This is a genomic window from Chryseobacterium gilvum, from assembly GCF_025628965.1.
GTDB classification, from domain to species: Bacteria; Bacteroidota; Bacteroidia; order Flavobacteriales; family Weeksellaceae; genus Chryseobacterium; species Chryseobacterium gilvum.
Map to the genome: position 1 here is coordinate 488,992 of NZ_JAOTEN010000001.1, position 16,715 is coordinate 505,706.

Below are 16,715 nucleotides of genomic sequence, written 5' to 3' on the forward strand. Positions count from 1 at the left end.
GTTTTTTATTTTTCTTATATGATATTTTATAGTTAATATAATATTAATATATTATTAATTATTGTAGCAATAATTAATTTATGTTAACTATTATTTATTTTAAATTCATATCTATTAATTATTCTGTAATATCGATTCTAAAAATTCTACACGGTTGTTTACTCATAATTCAACGTATTTCTTATTTTATTATCATTTAATTAAAAAAAATAGAATTATTTTGACACTTTACGGAATAATTTGTTAATTTTACCCCCTAATTTTAATTTTAACTAAGTATGAAAAAAGCTTATCTTTGGCTTTTGTTGATTGGCAGTTTTGCTACAATGAAAGCACAAACCACGTATTATTCCAAAGCCTCGGCTACGGATTTTACGGCTGTCAGCAGTTGGGGAACTGCTACAGACGGTACGGGAACCTCGCCAACCAGCATTAGCAATGCAGACTATTTTATTATACAAAATAATGCTGCAATGACCCTCCCCGGGAATGCTTCTGTCGGACAGCTTACCCTTAATTCCGGAAGTTTAACGGTTGCTGCAAATACGCTTACAGTAAGTAAGGCGGGAACATTTGATTCAACTTTGAGTGCTGTTGGCGGAACTCTGAACGTTTCGGGGGGAAGTGTTGTCGTAAACGGTAATTTTAACCTAGGAACAGGAGGTAAACTAAACCAAAGCGGAGGAACAATTTCCGTAGACGGAAACAATGCCGGATCTGCAACTGGGAGTGTGCCTTCAGGTACGATTATAGTAAATTTTGCTCCTACAGCTAACACGGATGTTAACCTTACAGGAGGGACCTTTACTATTGTCGATCCACATTATACGACGACAAATACATTTCAGGTAACAGCTCCTACAGCAGGATCAATTTCAGCTACTGGAACGCATACGTTTAAATTTGGAGATGGAGTTTCAACAGATAACGGAGGAGCGAATGGTTTTACCTTCTACAGTTGGAATGGAACAGGTATTTTTAAATTTAAGAATGTCGTTTTAGAGACTGTTACCGGAGGAACAAATAGATTTCTTTCTATGAGTGGAACGTATTATAACTCTGTTATTAATGGAGATTTAACGATCAACTCTGGTGCGGAATTCAGAAACTCCGGTACAAGCGCTACAACTGGAGCAAGCTATTTTACGGGAAACATTATTAATAATGGTACCTTTACAAGTTTAGGGACGGTATTTTTTGCAGATGCTACTTCTGCTACATCTACAACCTTAACGGTTACTGCACCAACGAATGCTCAAACTGTTTCAGGGAACGGTGTTTTCAGAAATTTAACCGCTTCGCCTACTGCTAATTTTACAAATTTAGTAATTAATAACTCAAGTGTTGGAGGAGTCAATTTCTCTAATGCGAATTCGTTATTGAGCGGATCAAATACAGGAACAGTTTCCAGTACCTTAACTTTTACAAACGGTGTAGTAAATACAGGTTCTAATACATTTGTATTAGGAATTAGTGGATCATCCGTTGGTACATTAAGTTATACAGGGGGAGGTTTCGGTTCAGGTTCTACATTTAGCAGATGGTATGGTACAACAGGCTCAGGAACGACAATAGCCGCAGCAACTATACCTACAGCAGGTGCAGGTACCTATCCTTTCGTGATGGGAAATCCTACAATTGGATTTTTAGCTGATCACTTTCACAGAGCTACTGCAGCACTAACTACAGCAGGTCAGTTGGCAGTTAAATTTAACGGTGGAACAGGAACTTCTGCCATTACTCCGGTAACTGAAAGTTCTTTAACTTATGACAGACAAACTAATGCCAATTGGGTAGTTACTGCTTTGGCGGGGTATGCTTCTTCTGCTACACACACTTTTGCTATTCAAGGACAAGGAACATATACTGCAACTTCTGCTAATGTTATTGTTTTGAATAATGGTGCTTTAATTGGTACAGCACAGGCAGGTACCAGTCAACCTATGGGAGAAAGAATAAGTGTTCCTGCAGCGAATGTAGCAGCAACATATACTTTGGGAACTATTGCAGCAGAAGCTCCTATAGAGTCTGCGCAATCAGGTCCTTGGGAAAGTACAAGTACATGGGTAGGAGGTATAGTGCCAAGTTGCTCAAATGCAGCTATTTTATCAGGTCATACCGTAACTGTAGGTGCTTCTACAACAGCGACACCAAGTAATGTAATTATTAACGCAGGCGGTACTTTATCTCAAACAGGAGGATCAATGACAGTAGGTTGTATTAATAAAAATAATTTTGTTAATAACAACGGTACTTTATCAATGTCCGGAGGAACTTTAGTAGTTAATGGTAACATTAATAATACATCGGGTTCTACTTTTGCTCAAACGGGTGGAAATATAAATGTGGACGGAAACGATGCAGGAGCAATAGCGACAAGTGTGGCTTCAGGTACAAATATAGTGAATATAGCTACTGGAAACGTGACACTTACTGGTGGAACCATGACGGTAGTAGATCCTCACGCAGCGAATAGTACGACTTCATACGCATTCTCCTACACTGGTGGAACTGCTATTGATACTACAACAGGCTGGACTTTGAAGTTTGGTAACGGATCTTCTACGGATGCAGGAGGAACGACTGCAACCGCTTCAGCAGCAGGAGGATTTATCTGGAACAATGCAGGAAGCAAAATATATTTTGACAATGTAATAATAGACGGAGCTTCAGGTACAAATAGATATGTATCAAATTCTGCAACAACGATTGGTATTAATACGTTAACTATTAATGCAAATGGAGAATTTAGAATGCCAACATCTGGAATAAGCATTGCAGGTAATTTTATCAATAATGGTACATTTACGCATACTGCTTCCACTTTGAGTTTCCAAAACTTCAAAAATGGAACTTCTTCAGCTTCTACTACACCTCAGACTGTTTCAGGAACTGGTGTATTTAGAAATAATATTGTTACAGCAAGTTCTACTGCTAATTTTACTTCAGTAACGATTAATAATAGTTCTTCAACAGGGGTAACATTTGCAGACGCAAATTCTTTGTTGAACGGAGCAAATACAGGTACTGTATCAGGAACATTAACTTTGACAACAGGATTTGTAAACACAGGTGCAAATACTTTTGTTTTAGGAACTTCAGCGACTACTAACGGAACTTTATCTTATTCTGCAGGTGGGTTCAGTACAGGTAGCACTTTTGCAAGATGGTGGCCTACAACAACAGGAGGAGCAACCATTACAGCAAGTACGACTCCTTCTGGAACAGGAAACGGAGTTTATCCTTTTGCTACAGGAACATCAACGGCTTTTGCTGCAAGAAATCTTTACCTAAACCAGACAGCTGCTGCTGCTACTGGTGGAAAGATTGCAGTGAAATACAATGATGTTGCGGGAACAAATGCTGTAAGTATTGTAGACGGAACGTATGCCGTAGATACGCAAGCAAAATCCAATTGGGTTGTTTCTCAATCAGGAATTACAGGAACGCCTACTTATAGCATGGCGATAAACGGTCAGAATATCTATCCTGCCAATACTGGAAACAGCAGAATAACTTTAGCTTCAGCTCCTGCTTTGGGAACACATCAAACAGGAACAACTTATGTGAATGCGCAGAGAACAGTTGTTCCATTGGCTAATTTGTCTGATACCTATTATTTGGGTATTGCAGCTGCGGATATTCCTTATGTATCTGTAGTAAGCGGAAACTGGAATAGTACTGCAACTTGGAATAAAGGTGCTGTACCATCATGTACAGATTTAGTACAAATTGCATCAGGTACTACGGTAACAGTAAACTCAGCAAACAATATTTCTAAAAACCTTACGATCAATGCTGGAGGAACATTAGTAAATGCTTCAGGAGATTTAACAGTAGGTTGTACATTAAATAACAATTTCCTTACGAACAACGGAACATTAACTGTATCCGGTGGAGTATTGAATATTAATGGAAATTTAATGAACAATTCAGGCTCTACTTTCAACCAGAGTGGCGGTAGTATTAATGTGGATGGTAGCGATGGAACAACAGCTAACAGTGTTGCTACAGGAACGCCATTAGTTAGAGTTACAGCTACAGCTGCATCTAATATTAACCTTACAGGTGGTGTACTAACAATAGTAGACCCTCATGCAGGTACTAGCACAAGCGACTATGCACTAAGTGTAAGTGTACCTTCTGGTGGAGCAGTAGCAAGTACTACTCACACCGTTAAGTTTGGTGATGGCATTTCTACCACAGCAGGTGGTAACACAAGCGGTTTTGGTGTGTATTTATTTCCAGGTTCTGGATATTACAGCTTAGGAAATGTAACGGTAGATGCAGCCACTGGAACCAACCGTTTTGTGAGTACTACGAGCAGTATCGGTATTTTAGGTAATTTGGTGATTAATCAAGGAGAATATAGATTAGCTTCAACTACCTATTTAGCGGGCAATATCACTAATAATGGTACGCTATCAAGTACTAGTACACTGAATCTTGCTACTTGGACAAATGCCTCTGCTTCGGCAGCAACTACTCCCCAGACAATTTCAGGAACTGGGTTATTTAGAAATTCAACAACTTCTTCTACAGCTAGCTTAACTAGTTTTACTGTAAATAATACAAGTTCGGGAGGGGTAACACTTAGCGTGCCGCTATCCGTAAGTGGAACTTTAACACTTACAGCAGGAAAAGTGAATACGACTTCAACTAATTTGTTGACTTTAGGTACAGCAGCATCAGCAGGTACATTGTCAGGAGGTAGTGCTACTGCTTATATTGTAGGGCCTTTTGCAAGAACAATTGCTTCTGGTAATGCGAATACAAATTATGTAGTATATCCTGTAGGTAAAGCAGCGTATGCGCCAATTTCATTAGCACCGGCAACTACTGCGGTAACTAATATGACAGCAGAAGCATTTGATACCAACTCAGGAACAGGATCTTCTACCATCCAAAATTTATCTGCAAGAAGATGGGAAGCTCCTTTGGTATCGGGTACTTTCTCAACAATTAATGTGAGATTAGGAGATAATGCAATTACAAATATTAATTTCCCAGTAATTGCACCAACTGCAAGTGGAGTATATGACAGCTTATTTGGTACTACAGGTACATATACTGCCGGTACACCAAATACCACACAGTCTACCACTGCACTGGCAACTGCGAGTTATACAGGTTACTTAGCATATGCAGAAATAGCTGCTGTACTTGGTACGAGCGAAGGGGTATCTAATGTAAAAGGTATAAAAGCATACCCAAATCCATTTGCTGATGTGTTGAATATCTCAGATGTGAAGAATGTAAAATCGGTATCAGTTGTTGATATTGTCGGAAGATTAGTTAAAACTATAGAAAAACCAAGTTCTGCTCTTCAATTAGGAGAATTAAAATCTGGTCTGTATATAGTTATTCTTAATATGAACGATGGTTCTAAACAAATGATCAAAGCAATCAAAAAGTAATTAACTTTTATATTGAAACTATAGCGGCCGTAACTGGCCGCTATTTTTTGTTTAAAACTCAATTATATTCTCTTATTTTTTTACTTTCCATTTAATAATTAAATTATATCTATAATCATTTTAAAATAATTTGATATTAAATTAATATTGTGTAATTATATAGTTAATATTTTATAAATTAGTACATAATTTTAATTTAAGTTTTATGAAGAAAATTTTATTAGCGTGTATGATGACATTGGGTGTGATGTCATCGGCGCAAATCTCCTACACCTATGGTTGGGAGCCTACAGGATTAGGATCCTGGACCACGAGCGGATCGGGATCGTTCAGCAGATCTACGACAACACCATGTACCGGAACCGGAAGCGTTAGAGCGAATAATTATTATAATGCTTCATCTTTCTTAGTTTCACCTGCTTTAACAGGTACAAATGGGGGGAATCTTACTGTGAATTTCTCTTATAAGGTAACTCAATATTCTAGTAATACTACTGCTGCAACAGCAGCAGATTTTGGGGTTATAAAACTAGATTGGGCAACATCTGCAAGCGGCCCATGGACAACGGCGTATACTATTGATAATACTACGCACGTTGTTTCTGCTGCTTGTGCTGCAAAAACGGCTACGATTTCAGGATTGCCTGCTGCTGGAAATGTTTTCATAAGATTTGAAGCAAAATCAGGATTAAGTACATCAGATAATTATGTGTACTTTGATGATATCACGATCAGTCAGGGAGCAGCTCCGTCATGCGTAGGCCCAACTGCTTTAGCAGCAACGGGTATTACAAGTTCTGGGGCAAATATTACATGGACAGCTTCAACAAGCGTTCCTGCAGGTGGATATGACCTGTATTACAGCACCAGCAGCACTGCGCCTACTTCTACGACAACACCAAATTATGTGAGCATTGCCGGAACTTCTCAGGCACTATCCGGACTTTCTGCCGGTACCCCTTATTATGTTTGGGTAAGATCTCATTGTACGACTGTCGACCAAAGCGCATGGACTGCGTATACATTTGCCACCAAGCCATTAAATGATGACTGTGCAGCTGCTGTTGCGCTTACTGTAAATCCGGATCTTTCATGTGCCGCATCCACTGCAGGTACTACCGTGGGAGCAACCGATTCAGGTGTAGCGGTTACAACTTGTACAGGAACAGCTGATGATGATGTTTGGTACAAATTTGTAGCTACCAATGCCAATCAGACGATAACTTTATCAAATGTTGTTTCAACGGGAACTAGTTCATCAACAAGTTTATATACACAGGTGCTAAGCGGAACATGTGGTACGCTTACAAGCGTTGCCTGTGGAACAACTAATGTAACATCAGTAACAGGCTTAACAGTGGGCCAGACTTACTATGTAAGAGCATACAACAGCAATGGAGCAGGATACAGCAACAGCTTTAATATTTGTGTAGGAACTCCTCCGCCGCCGCCAGCAAACGATGTATGTTCAGGAGCCGTTGCGTTGACAGTAGCGCCAGTATTTACACCTATTACCGGTACTACCGTAAGCGCATTTACAGATGGTACGACCACGTGTCAGTCATTTAGAGGGAATAACGTATGGTATTCAGTAGTTGTACCTGCAAGCGGAACACTTACCATTGAAACAAAAGGAGTAACAGGATCTCCACTTACCGACACCGTGCTTTCAGTACATGGAGGAACTTGTGGAGGAACATTTACAGATATTGCATGTGATGATGATACCGGAGACGATAATTTCTCAAAAATTTCTTTAACAGGTCAAACACCGGGAGCAACCTTGTATGTGAGCGTTTGGAGATATACGAACAACAGTTCAAACTTAGATGGTCAGTTCCAGCTTTCCGCATATGATGCGTCTGTGTTGGCAACTTCTGAATCTGCTGTTGCTAAAAATAACATTAAAGCATATCCAAACCCATTTTCTGATGTATTGAATATTTCAGATGTGGCCAAAGTAAAATCGGTATCTGTAAGCGATGTCTCAGGAAGATTGGTAAAAACGATTGACAGCCCATCTTCAGCACTTCATTTAGAAGAATTAAAATCAGGACTGTATTTAGTGACATTGAATATGAAAGATGGTTCTCAACAAACGATCAAGGCAATCAAAAAGTAAGTAAACAATTTTATATTTAAATGGATAGCGGCTGTAACGGCCGCTATTTTTTTTGAAATAATAAATTATTATGAAATTTTTTTATGTTAAGTAGTTTTTTCATTCACAAGTGATTTTTTTAAAATTTTTGTAAATATCTGGCAATCACTGTACAGTATTTTTTATTTATATATTATGTTAAATAAAAAATTAAATAATTGTTTTATTTTTATGTAAAAAAAATGCATTAAAACTTATTAATGGTAATAAATTTATTTAAAGTGTTATTTTTAATTTAAATTTTTTTAATTTTGTGACCTAATTTAAATTTTACAAATATGAAAAAACTTTTATTACTGTGTATGATGGCTTTCGGAGTGGGAGCATCAGCGCAAATTGTAGTAAGCGAGAGCTTTGAAGGAAGTGCTCTTCCAACAGGTTGGACAAGCTTCTCGAATGCTACCTTAACAACAACGACAGGTGTGTCATTTGGCTCGTCTGCGGGTACGCCATGTGCAGGTACAAAAGGAGTGTACAAAAATCTATATTCGTCAGTTCCTGCATGGTATCTTGTTTATAGTTCTACAGCATCTAATGGTACTGCAATGACTTATTCTTTTAAGTATCTTGCAAAATCATACGATGCTACTGTAACAGTAAAAGGTTCTGTGGCAGCTGATTATTCTGTAGATGGCGGCACAACCTGGACAGACATCCTTGCTCCGGTTACACTTACAACTGCAGTTAATGGAAGTATTGCATGTACTACCGTTTCCGGGACCATTCCTGCAGGAACTATTGCAACAGGAGCGAATTTTAAGTTAAGATTTAAATCTCTTTACACAAGTCCAGGAGATTATTATATGGGATTTGATGATGTACAATTAGCGCAAACGGCAACGACTCCGCCAAGCTGTACTACTATTTCTAGCCCTGCGAATGCGGCAACGGGAGTTTCTATTACCCCTGCAATTTCATGGGCTGTTGCCACAGGTGGTGCAAGCAGTTATTTGATCAACATAGGAACAACGCCGGGAGGAACCAATGTAATGAATGGAGTTGATGTCGGAAACGTAACAACCTATACGATACCTACAGCAACACCTTTGAACTATTCTACCCAGTATTATATTAAAATCATTCCTAAAAATGCCATTGGTAATGCTACGGGCTGTACTGAGACATCATTTACTACGGCCGCAATGCCATGTCCTAGTGTCACTGCTCCGGCAGCATCGGCAACAGGAGTTTCTACTATGCCGGTATTTTCTTGGTCAGCCGTTACAGGTGCAACTGGATATAAAATCTCTTTAGGAACTACTTCCGGTGGAACAAATGTTCTGAACAATGTAGATATGGGGAATGTTACTACATATTCATATACTGGTACTCCATTAATGTTGAATACAATGTATTATTATACCATTACTGCATATAATACTACTACAAATTCTGGTACAGGATGTACAGTAAGATCATTCACGACCTCTTCGGTAGCTCCACCAGCGAATGATAACTGTTCAGCACCTATGGCATTAACAGTAGGGACAGATTTTGCTTCTGGCGCAATGACGGTTACCAATGCAGGTTCATCAGCAGACGGAACAGCTCAGTCATGTCAAACAAGTGCAACAAACAATGTTTGGTTCTCTGTAGTAGTACCGGCTTCAGGAAATGTAAAAATTGAAACCAATTCAGTAGCATCTTCTACTTATACAGATTCTGTTATCAATGTATTTGGCGGAACTTGCGGATCTTTAACTTCAATAGCATGTGATGATGATAGTTCGGCGGATGGAAATTTCTCATTGGTTTCATTAACCGGGCAGACTCCAGGAGCTACGTTATTGGTGAGCGTTTGGAGATATTCTTCAGGAACGGGAACAGATGGATCATTTAAAGTTTCTGCTTATGATGCGGTAACGTTAGCTACTTCTGAAGCTGCAACCATTAAAAACAATGTTAAAGCATATCCTAATCCGTTTACAAATGTGTTGAATATTTCAGATATTGCAAATGTAAAATCTGTTTCTGTAAGCGATGTTTCAGGAAGATTAGTGAAATCAATTGATAATCCTAGTTCGGTTCTTCATCTTGAAGATTTAAAATCGGGATTATATTTTGTAACATTAAACCTAAAAGATGGTGCAAAACAAACTATAAAAGCAATTAAAAAGTAATATTTTTTAATACAAACTATTTTAATAGAGGCTAATTTATTAGCCTCTATTTTTTTTCAATAAATTAAATATAAACTTCATTAGATACCATATTATTGTTAAATTAGCACCTACATTATCAAATCAAAAATTATTACATGAAAAAAATTCTATTAGTAGGCTTTTTAGCCTTTGGTTTTGCAGGCTTTTCACAAACGTATTGTGTGCCAGAATTTGAACAGGGATGTAACGACGGTGATCAGATTGACAGTTTTGAAATCCCAAGTGCTACATTCAGTCATTTGAATACGGGATGTTCAACAGCTTCTTACGGAGATTACACGACGCAGATAATCAGCCTTAATGCGGGACTCAATTATCCGTTTTCTGTGACACACAATTTTGGAAGCCAAAATATCAGGATCTGGATTGATTTTAACAATGACGGAACTTTCGATGATGCCGCTCCGGAGTTGGTGGCAGAGGGAAGCAGCGATTATGTGAACGGAGTAAATACGACTCTAGCAACTATATCGATTCCTGCTAATGTTGTACCTGCAACCTATAGGATGAGAGTAGGAGACCGCTATTCCAGCCAGCCCGAACCATGCAATATTTTTGGATACGGAGAAGCTCATGATTATACGGTAAATATTGGTGCCGCACCGAGCTGCTTAGCACCAAGCGGTTTAACGGTAAGCGCAGTGACTTCATCGTCAGCAAATATTTCCTGGACTGCACCTCCAAGTACTATCGGTGTAGGATATGAATATTATATTTCCACATCCAATACCGCTCCATCTTCTACCACAGTAGCTACAGGAACTGCATTGTCTACTGTAGTTTCAAAGGTTATTCCGAATCTGCAGCCGGCAACAGAATATTTTGTATGGATGAGATCTGCATGTACAGCTACTGAAAAAAGTCAATGGTCTCTTTCCGCAAATTTTACTACTCTATGTGCGGTGATAGTTCCTTCTTATACGAATGATTTTACAACATTTCCACCGGCATGCTGGTCGCAGGAATCTGGAGGATCTCCTACTACTACCGCTCCGACAGGAACTACTGAATATTGGTATGGAGCAGGATTCTTAAATTCGGGCTTTGAAGGTGCTGTAAAAATTAATCTTTATAATACCGATAGAGAAGGATGGTTAAAGACAGTTCCGTTTAACTTGTCCGGAGGAGGATATCGTGTAAAATTTGATTACGGACTTACTGAATATGCGGGTACAGCATCTTCTGCAATGGGATCAGACGATATTTTGCAGTTTGTAGTTTCTAATGACGGAGGAAATACTTGGACGGTATTACAATCATGGACTGCGGCCAACGCTCCATCTAATGTGTCTGCTCAGTTTTCTTTAGACCTGACTTCGTATACAGGCGCAAATACAATATTTGCCTTTTACGGATCTGATGGAACAGTGGATGATACGGAAGATTATGACTTCTTTATCGACAATTTTACCGTTGAGCAGATTGCACTTTCAACTTCTGAAGCAGGTGTCACTAAAAATAATGTAAAAGTATATCCAAATCCTTTTAATGATGTACTGTATGTTTCAGATATTGCCGAGGTAAAATCAGTTTCTGTGAGTGATGTGGCCGGAAGATTAGTGAAAACGATTGAAAACCCTACTGTATCTCTTCATTTAGAAGATTTGAAATCGGGATTATATTTTGTAACATTATCTATGAAAAACGGTTCTAAACAAACGATCAAAGCAATAAAAAAATAATATTCCGACCTATAATTATTAATAGAGACTAATGTATTTTAGTCTCTATTATTTTTGGAGTAATAATTTTAATAAATTATTCGCTGGCTTCAGATTATATTCAAATAAAGATGCCCTGTTTTCAAATAATTGATTCTAAAACAATTGTTATTAAAAAATGTACACCATAATCGAAATATTGTTTTAATTTAGTATTAATATTCAAAACTTCCATATGAAAAAAATTCTACTCTCATGTTTAATGATATTTTGCATGACGCTCCATGCACAGATTACTTTGGGGGCAGGAAGTACTGATACAGGTACAGCGCCCATCAGTACTTATTACGGATATTCTTACGTTCAGCAGATTTTTACAAAGCAGGAAATAAATGCCAACGCTGCAGGAAATATTACCGGGCTTAAATTTTATCTTCCCCCTTCATCAGACATTACCAATTCTGCAAATTGGGTAGTATATCTGGGAACTACTTCTAAAACAAGTTTTACTTCAACAGCAGACTGGGTTCCGCTTTCACAGATGACTCAGGTCTTCTCTGGAAATGTGACCAATAATAATGGGGTAGTACAGATTACCTTTCCAACACCTTTTCCTTATAATAATGTTGGGAATCTGGTTTTAGCAGCTGAGGAAAATTCTTCGGGATATGATGAGAACAGTTTTGAAGATATATTTTATGTTTATAATTCAACACCCAACTCTGTTATCTACTATAAAAGTGACAATACCAATCCTAACCCTGCTTCACCACCGAATGGAGTATTAAGCAACGAAAAATCTGAAGTAACCTTTCTGGGATTAGCTCCGAGTGCCACTATTGCTTGTCCAGGTGTAATATCTCCAGCAAACAATTCCGACTTTGTTTCTACAACGCCAAACATCTCTTGGCTTGCTGTTCCTGGTGCAACAGGATATAAAGTTTCCATAGGAACAACGCCGGGCGGAACAGATATTCTGAATCAGCAATCTGTGGCAACAACCAGTTTTACACTTTCTCAGGCATTAGGATTAAATACCATGTATTATCTGAAAGTAACTGCCGTAGGAACAAGTGGAGAATCACAGGGCTGCTCGAATACAATGTTTAAAACGAAACCTGCACCACCACTTAATAATGAATGTGCCAATGCAGTCACTTTAACGGTAAATCCGGACTTAAATTGTGGTATGGTTACGGCCGGATATACTTTGGATGCAACAGATTCAGGGATTTCTCCAAATCCATGTTATGGAAATCCTGATGATGATGTTTGGTATAAATTTATTGCAACAGCCACTTCTCATAAAATTTCTTTAAATTCAATAGTTTCTGTAGGGAGTGATGAGAATGAAGACATGTATTTTCAGGTTTTCAGCGGTACATGTGGAAGTTTGGTAAATGTTTTATGTTCCGATCCTTCATCAGCAGTCATTTCAGGACTTACAATAGGAACTACTTATTATGTAAGAGTGTATAGTTATGATGGGACGGGAAGCAATCAGAGTTTTACTATTTGCATCGGTAAAATTCCTCCTCCACCGGCGAATGATGCCTGTTCCGGAGCTTTAGCGGCAACCGTTTTTCCTTATACCTATACGCAGTCCGATGCAGGTGGGTCAACAAATAATGCAGGATTTATCACAGGATGTTCGAATGATATGAATGACGGAACCTGGTTTAAATTTACCGGAAACGGAAGTGTGTTCAATATTAATGTCTCTATGCCTTCAGGAAGTAATTTTGACCCTCAAGTCGGGGTTTACAATGGTACTTGCGGCGCACTTTCCTGCGTATCTACAATTGATGACGGAGGAGACGGTGAAGCGGAAGCATTGTCTTTGCCGACGGTTTCAGGTACAGTTTATTATGTGAATGTAGGACAGTACAGCGGCTCTTCTGATGAATTGGAAGATAACTTTACCATTACGATTTCTACAGGAACATTGGGAACATCTGAAAATGGAATGTATAAAACCAATGTTAAGGCATATCCAAACCCATTTACGGATGTCCTGAATATTTCAGAAGCAGAAAATATTCAGTCGGCAACGATTACCGATATGTCCGGAAAGCTGGTAAAAACGATTGAGAATCCTTCCTCGGTGATTCATTTGCAGGATCTCAAAGCTGGAGTATATCTTTTATCATTATGGCAGAAAGATAATACACGGCAAACGATTAAAATAATTAAAAAATAACCCTAAAAAATGGGCAGCCTTCTTAAGGTTGCCCATTTTTTTATGCATATCTATATAAACATAAACTTACTTATTTGGTGACACCGTCTGAATATCTCCTGTAGTCATACCGGAGAATATACCAGGGAAAAACGTGACTAATATAAAATAAATGATTACCATTAATGGGATTAAACTGAACAGAATAATGATCCAGATATTGGGTGTGTTTTTCTTTTGTGGTTCCATGATTTCTTTGTTATTTGATTAATACGATTAATTTGATAAAAAATACTAAGCTAATTTCTTGCCACACTGCTTACAATATCGCGCGTCATCATCAATATCTTCATTTCCGCACCTTTCACAGATGAGTTCTTTATTCTGGCGTTTGTTTCTCATTTCCGCCGTTACGATTCCTGTAGGAACCGCGATGATAGAATATCCTGCAAGCATTAGAATAACCGCAAAAAATTTTCCGGTAGGAGTAATAGGTGATACATCTCCGTAACCCACTGTGGTTACTGTTACTACTGCCCAGTAAATAGATTGGGGAATGGTTTCAAAGCCGGGTCTCCCGCCTTCTACCATAAACATGAGAGATCCTACAATCACAGAAAAAATAATCAGAAATAATAAGAAAATATAGATTTTTCTAGAGCTGTTTTTTAAGGCTCTTACGATCAGAAAGCCGTCGTTCATAAAATCCAGAAGATTGAAAATTCTGAAAATCCTAAGCATTCTCAGCATTCTGAAAATCAGAAAATACTTTGTGATCGGGAAAAAGAAGCTCAGGTAAAACGGAATTAAAGCCAAAAAATCAATAATTCCGAAAAAACTGAAAATGTAATTCTTTTTATTCTTTACCACTGCAATCCGCATTACATATTCGGCAGAGAAAAACAGCGAAATGATCCATTCGGAAATAATAAAATAGATATAGAATTTTTTGCCCAGAGCTGGGACGCTTTCCAGCATAATGATAATTGTGCTGAGCAGGATCAGGGAAAGCAAAATAACATCAAAAAGTTTTCCGAGTTTGGTGTCTGAACGGTAAATGATGCGGAAAATAAACCTTTCCCACAAAGAGTCTCCCGAAACCAGATTATGCTCTTTTTCCATAAATGGGCATTTTTTTTAAATGTAGCAAATTATCACTATTTTCGTAACAAACATACAGAATAAAATGACAATACATCAGGTAATTTCAGAAATAGAAAAGCGTATCCCTTTGCAGCAGGCGGAAGATTTTGATAATGTAGGGCTGTTGTGCGGAATTCCTGACCGCAATGTAAGCGGCATTCTGGTGTGTCACGATGCTCTCGAAAATGTTATAAATGAAGCAATAGAAAAAAACTGTAACCTGATCGTATGCTTTCATCCCATTATTTTTTCGGGTTTAAAATCTTTAACCGGAAAAAACTATGTAGAAAGAGCAGTTTTGAAAGCCATTGAGAACAAAATAGCCATTTATGCGATTCATACTGCTTTTGACAATGATTATTTCGGAGTTAATGCTGGAATTTGTACTCTTTTAGAGTTGAAAAATCTAAAAATTCTTCAGCCAAAGAAGAGTAATCTGAAACAACTGACGGTTTTTGTTCCAAAAGAATATTCTGAACGAGTTAGAGAAGCACTTTTTTCTGCGGGAGCCGGAAATATTGGTTTTTACGATGAATGCAGTTTTACAATTGACGGAAAAGGAACTTTTAGGCCGATAGAAGGTTCAGATCCTTTTTCAGGGCAAAAAAATATTCGTGAAAACGCTGATGAAGATATGATATCTGTAATTTTCGAATCGTATAAACAACATCAGATCATTGCTGCAATGAAAGATGCTCATCCGTATGAAGAAGTTGCATATCAGGTTTATCAGCTGGAGAATGAAAATCAATATTCAGGATTGGGCATGTATGGCGAACTGGAAACGGAAATGGAAGAAAAAGCGTTTTTGAAGTTTGTAAAAGAAAAATTTAATTTAAATATTATCAAACATTCAGACCTTACTCATAAAAAAATTAAAACAGTAGGCGTTTTAGGCGGTTCCGGAGCCAGCGGAATACCCGCAGCGGTTTCCAAAAAATGTGATGCCTATCTTACAGGCGATCTCAAATACCATGATTATTTCCTTGCAGAATCTAAAATGCTCATCTGCGACATCGGGCATTTTGAATCTGAGCAATTGGTGAGTCAGCAAATATTTGAAATTTTGTCACAAAAATTTAGTACATTTGCAGTCTTAAAATCGAGTGAAAAAACAAACCCAGTAAATTATTTCCTATAGATATGGCAAAAACCACCGAAATATCAGTTGAAGAAAAATTAAGAGCTTTATACGATTTGCAGATCATTGATTCAAGATTGGACGAGATCCGGAATACAAGAGGAGAATTGCCAATCGAAGTGGAAGATCTTGAAATTGAGATTGAAGGTTTAGAAAAAAGAGCTGAAAAATTTCATGCAGATATTAAAGAACAGAACGATCAGATCAATACCAAAAATGAGGTGATCAACCATGCAAAAGCTTTAATCGAAAAATACAAATCCCAGCAGGATAACGTAAGAAATAATAAAGAATTTGAAGCTTTAGGAAAAGAAATTGAATATCAGGATCTTGAGATTCAGCTTTCAGACAAAAGAATTAAAGAATACGGTGTTAAAATCGCTCATAAAAACGAAACGTTAAACGAGCTTAATACTAAAATTGAGGATTTAAAAAACCATCTTAAATTCAAGAAAGAAGAGCTTGAAGATCTGGTTTCTGAAACACAGAAAGAAGAAGATTACCTTATTGAAAAGTCTAAAGAATTTGCTGCAAAAATCGACGAAAGATTATTGGCATCTTATAACAGAATCAGAGCCAACTCTACAACAGGTTTAGCGGTTGTAGGCCTTGAAAGAGGTGCTCCGAAAGGATCTTTCTTTACCATTCCGCCTCAGAAGCAGATGGAAATCGCTCAGAGAAAGAAAATTATCATTGATGAGCATTCAGGAAAAATCCTGGTAGATGATGAATTGGTAATCGAAGAAACGGAAAGAATGAAAAATGTAATTAAGTTTTAATTACATCATCTTATAATATTAAAAAAGCTGCTCCAATTCGGAGCAGCTTTTTTAATGTCTGAAATTAGACAT

General features: G+C 37.8%; 9 protein-coding genes. 7 read left to right on the forward strand and 2 right to left on the reverse strand.

The window, feature by feature from the left end:
• The first annotated feature begins 278 nt into the window (after positions 1–278).
• From N0B16_RS02300 to N0B16_RS02320, 5 genes are all read left to right on the forward strand, one after another.
• Positions 279–5,417 (forward strand): T9SS type A sorting domain-containing protein, encoded by a 5,139-nt coding sequence (locus tag N0B16_RS02300; RefSeq protein WP_262989102.1) that lies wholly within the window; start codon positions 279–281, stop codon positions 5,415–5,417.
• A 205-nt stretch (positions 5,418–5,622) separates the two neighbouring features.
• Positions 5,623–7,539: a T9SS type A sorting domain-containing protein gene (locus N0B16_RS02305; protein WP_262989103.1), complete on the forward strand. Its 1,917-nt coding sequence runs from the start codon at positions 5,623–5,625 to the stop codon at positions 7,537–7,539.
• A 317-nt stretch (positions 7,540–7,856) separates the two neighbouring features.
• On the forward strand, positions 7,857–9,698 hold the full coding sequence (locus N0B16_RS02310; RefSeq protein ID WP_262989104.1) for a T9SS type A sorting domain-containing protein: 1,842 nt from the start codon (positions 7,857–7,859) through the stop codon (positions 9,696–9,698).
• A gap of 137 nt (positions 9,699–9,835) precedes the next feature.
• A complete protein-coding gene (locus tag N0B16_RS02315) occupies positions 9,836–11,422 on the forward strand; it encodes a GEVED domain-containing protein (protein WP_262989105.1) in 1,587 nt (528 codons plus the stop codon).
• Positions 11,423–11,636: 214 nt separating this feature from the next.
• A complete protein-coding gene (locus N0B16_RS02320) occupies positions 11,637–13,601 on the forward strand; it encodes a T9SS type A sorting domain-containing protein (RefSeq protein WP_262989106.1) in 1,965 nt (654 codons plus the stop codon).
• Between the two features lie 66 nt (positions 13,602–13,667).
• Here the strand turns inward: N0B16_RS02320 and N0B16_RS02325 are convergent, their stop codons facing one another.
• On the reverse strand, positions 13,668–13,829 hold the full coding sequence (locus N0B16_RS02325; RefSeq protein WP_262989107.1) for a hypothetical protein: 162 nt from the start codon (positions 13,827–13,829) through the stop codon (positions 13,668–13,670).
• Positions 13,830–13,874: 45 nt separating this feature from the next.
• Positions 13,875–14,702 (reverse strand): ion transporter, encoded by an 828-nt coding sequence (locus N0B16_RS02330; RefSeq protein ID WP_262989108.1) that lies wholly within the window; start codon positions 14,700–14,702, stop codon positions 13,875–13,877.
• Between the two features lie 64 nt (positions 14,703–14,766).
• Here N0B16_RS02330 and N0B16_RS02335 point away from each other — a divergent pair, with 64 nt between their 5' ends.
• Both N0B16_RS02335 and N0B16_RS02340 read left to right on the forward strand, forming a co-directional pair.
• Complete coding sequence (locus N0B16_RS02335; RefSeq protein WP_262989109.1) at positions 14,767–15,864, forward strand: Nif3-like dinuclear metal center hexameric protein; 1,098 nt, start codon at positions 14,767–14,769, stop codon at positions 15,862–15,864.
• Between the two features lie 2 nt (positions 15,865–15,866).
• Positions 15,867–16,643: a zinc ribbon domain-containing protein gene (locus N0B16_RS02340; RefSeq protein ID WP_262989110.1), complete on the forward strand. Its 777-nt coding sequence runs from the start codon at positions 15,867–15,869 to the stop codon at positions 16,641–16,643.
• The last annotated feature ends 72 nt before the right edge of the window (positions 16,644–16,715 follow it).

Coding starts and splice junctions, on each gene's coding strand:
- N0B16_RS02300 (WP_262989102.1), top strand. CDS start 279: ATGAAAAAAGCTTATCTTTGGCTTTTGTTGATTGGCAGTTTTGCTACA.
- N0B16_RS02305 (WP_262989103.1), top strand. CDS start 5,623: ATGAAGAAAATTTTATTAGCGTGTATGATGACATTGGGTGTGATGTCA.
- N0B16_RS02310 (WP_262989104.1), top strand. CDS start 7,857: ATGAAAAAACTTTTATTACTGTGTATGATGGCTTTCGGAGTGGGAGCA.
- N0B16_RS02315 (WP_262989105.1), top strand. CDS start 9,836: ATGAAAAAAATTCTATTAGTAGGCTTTTTAGCCTTTGGTTTTGCAGGC.
- N0B16_RS02320 (WP_262989106.1), top strand. CDS start 11,637: ATGAAAAAAATTCTACTCTCATGTTTAATGATATTTTGCATGACGCTC.
- N0B16_RS02325 (WP_262989107.1), bottom strand. CDS start 13,829: ATGGAACCACAAAAGAAAAACACACCCAATATCTGGATCATTATTCTG.
- N0B16_RS02330 (WP_262989108.1), bottom strand. CDS start 14,702: ATGGAAAAAGAGCATAATCTGGTTTCGGGAGACTCTTTGTGGGAAAGG.
- N0B16_RS02335 (WP_262989109.1), top strand. CDS start 14,767: ATGACAATACATCAGGTAATTTCAGAAATAGAAAAGCGTATCCCTTTG.
- N0B16_RS02340 (WP_262989110.1), top strand. CDS start 15,867: ATGGCAAAAACCACCGAAATATCAGTTGAAGAAAAATTAAGAGCTTTA.